The sequence below is a fragment of the Massilia sp. P2_C2 genome (genome assembly GCF_056404615.1).
The window spans coordinates 1-2,914 of the sequence record NZ_JBFUDR010000500.1 but is presented as its reverse complement, the minus strand read 5'-3'; the positions used below and the strand labels follow the sequence as shown (position 1 = coordinate 2,914).

Genomic DNA, 2,914 nt, shown 5'->3' with positions numbered 1-2,914 from the left:
GTGAACGGAATGCGCCGCTCGTCCAGCACGGCCACCAGTTGCGCATGCACGCGCTGGCGCACTTCTTCCGACTCGCGCTGCAGCCCGTCCGGCACCCACGGCAGGTCGGGCGCCGCGACGAACGTCCACGCGTAGTCGTGAGAGGCCTCCAGCGCCAGCAGGTCGGGCGGCACGCGGCCCCAGTAGACGCGGCTGTACACGGCCGTCATCAACGGCGTCGTATCGCAGAACAGCAGGCCCTGCGCGCGTGCGTCGAGCGCCAGCGCATCCTCGCGCGCACGCTGCGTGCGCGCGATGCCCGGCTGGTCGTCCTCGCGCGGCACGCGCGCGTGCACGTCGACGAATTCGCGCAGGTATTCCGGCACCCACAACGTGCCGTAGCGCGCCGCCAGCGCCTGCGTCAGCGTCGACTTGCCGGTCGATTCCGCGCCCAGCAGCGCAACGCGGGCAACGTCGGCAATGCTCATCGCACGCCCTCGCTCACGCGCAGGTCCATGTTCGCATCCGCGCGCGCGGCACTCGACCACGCGCGCAGGCCCAGCACGGCCAGCACGACGAACACGGCGTACAGGATCGCCGTCAGGTGCAGTCCCTTGTAGATGTACAGGCCCACGTACAGCACGTCGACGACGATCCATGTGTGCCAGTTCTCGATCTTCTTCTTCGCCGTCAGGAGCTGGCCCAGCAGGCTGCCGGCCGTGAGAAAGCCGTCCATGTGCGGCACGTCCGTGTCTGTGTACGCCTTCAGGAACGCCGACAGCGCAAAGAAGCCGAGCGCCCACCCGGCCAGCGACCACGTCCAGCCCGCCGGCGCCAGGCGCGTCACGGGCAGCGGCTTGCCTTCCGCCCCGCGCAGCCACTGCCACCAGCCCCAGACCGAGGCGGCGATGAACACGCCCTGCAGGCCGGCGTCGCCGTACAGGCGGGCGTCGAAGAACACGATGCCGTACGTGGCCGACGACACGATGGCGAAGAACCAGCCCCAGTGGTTGCGCAGGATCGTCAGGACGACCGTCGCGACGGACAGGACGAAGCCGAGCAGTTCGAGCGGCGTCGTAGTAAAACCAAGCAGGACGAGGGAGTCGTTCATGGGCGGAGAAATGCGGCAGAGTCGGCGATTATGGAAGGTGGCGCCCGATTATGCAACCGCGGCAACCGGCGCCCAGTGTCCGATTCCGGACACCGTTGCCCGCCACCGGGCACCGTCACGCCCCCGACCAACCCGCCCCCAGAGGGAAACGATGCTGGCATGCGGCTTGCAATACAGGCAGCATCGCAACGCACCGCCTCCACCATGGATCAAGCACTCAGTCTCGACGTCGTCCGCCGCCGCACCCGTCTGCGCCTCGCCACGGCACTGCTGCTGCTCGGCGGCCTGGGCGCCGCCGCGCTGGGCCTGAACCGCGCGCTGCGTCCGGGCGTGTCCGCCGCCGACGTCGTCATCGCCGAGGTCCGGCGCGGCAACGTCGACAACACGATCAGCGCGGCCGGCATCGTGATCCCGGTGCGCGAGGAAGTGGTGGCCAGCCCGGGCGCGAGCCGCGTGGCGCACGTCCACGCCAAGCCGGGCCAGCAGGTGGCGGCGGGCGACCTGCTGCTGGAGCTGGACGACCGCGAGATCCGCCTCGCGCTGGAAGCGCTGAAGGAGCAGCTGGCGCAGCAGGACAACCGCATCACGACGCTGTCGCAGGAGCTGGAACAGAAACGCACGCAGATCGCGGGCGCCATCGAATTGCTGGAAATCGACCTGCAAGCCGCGCGCGCCACGCTGGAACGCAGCCAGAAACTGCGCACCAGCGGCCTCGTGTCGGGCGAAAACCTGCTGACGGCGGAACTGAACGTCAGGCGCATCGAGATCCAGCTGCGCCAGCAGCACGCGCTGCTCGACGACACGCGCCGCACCACGGCCAGCAATATCGCCGCCGCCAGGCTGCAGCAGGCGATCCTGGCCAAGCAGATCGCGCAACAGGAACAGCTGCTGGACCGTACCCGCGTGCGTGCGCCGTTCGCCGGCATGCTCACGTGGCTGGTGGAAGAAGAAGGCGCCAGCGTGACGGCCGGCCAGCTCGTGGCGCGCGTGTCGGAACTGAACAATTACCGGATCGAAGCCAGCACGTCGGACTTCCACGCGCGCCAGCTGGCGCCGGGACAGGCCGTGCGCGTGGAACAGAACGGTGAAATCCTTGCGGGCGCCGTCCACACGATCCTGCCCGAAATCCAGAACGGCACCATCAAGCTGCTCGTCGACCTGGCCGAGCCGCGCAATCCGCACCTGCGCAACAAGATGCGTGTCGACGTCAACGTCGTCACCGAGCGCCGCGCCAACGTGCTCGTCGTCGACAGCGGTGCCGCGTTCAACGGCCGCGGGCCGCAGCCGGCGTTCGTCGTCAACGGCGGTGCGGCGCATAAACGGACGCTGACGCTCGGTGCCAGCGACGGCAAGGTGGTGGAAGTCGCCGCCGGCGCACGCATGGGCGAGCGCGTGATCGTCTCCGACACGCACGCGTACCGCGACCTGGACACACTCCGCATTTCGAATTGATCACTCATCACTCAACACTCACGGGGACACCATGATCAGACTGGACAAAGTCAGCAAGACCTACCGCACGGACAAGGTCGAGACGCTGGCACTGAAAGACATCGACCTCGCCGTCGAACGGGGCGAATTCGTCGCCATGATGGGCCCCAGCGGCTGCGGCAAGAGCACGCTGCTGAACATCATCGGCCTGCTCGATCGGCCCACCCAGGGCGGTATCGCCGTCGACGGCGTCGCCATCAAGCGCTATGCCGACCGCCAGCTGGCCCGGCTGCGCAACCAGACCTTCGGCTTCATCTTCCAGAGCTTCCACCTGATCCCCGACCTGCGCGTGATCGACAACGTGGAACTGCCCCTCCTGTACCGCAGCATGGG

4 protein-coding genes are annotated in these 2,914 nt (G+C 68.2%); 2 read left to right on the top strand and 2 right to left on the bottom strand.

The genetic code is table 11. From position 1 onward, the window contains the following. Positions 1–467, bottom strand: a 467-nt coding sequence (locus AC1DYX_RS30030; RefSeq protein WP_477265708.1) for an AAA family ATPase, incomplete at its 3' end; no start/stop codon positions are given. Further along, the gene (gene pnuC, locus AC1DYX_RS30025) at positions 464–1,090 is read right to left on the bottom strand and encodes a nicotinamide riboside transporter PnuC (protein WP_477265706.1); all 627 of its coding nucleotides are present in this window, start codon (positions 1,088–1,090) and stop codon (positions 464–466) included. The genes pnuC and AC1DYX_RS30030, both read right to left, overlap by 4 nt. Positions 1,091–1,294: 204 nt before the next feature. Between pnuC and AC1DYX_RS30020 the strand changes: the two genes are divergently transcribed. Both AC1DYX_RS30020 and AC1DYX_RS30015 read left to right on the top strand, forming a co-directional pair. Beyond that, positions 1,295–2,542 (top strand): efflux RND transporter periplasmic adaptor subunit, encoded by a 1,248-nt coding sequence (locus AC1DYX_RS30020; protein WP_477265704.1) that lies wholly within the window; start codon positions 1,295–1,297, stop codon positions 2,540–2,542. A 31-nt stretch (positions 2,543–2,573) separates the two neighbouring features. Further along, on the top strand, positions 2,574–2,914 hold a 341-nt coding region (locus AC1DYX_RS30015; protein ID WP_477265702.1), incomplete at its 3' end, for an ABC transporter ATP-binding protein.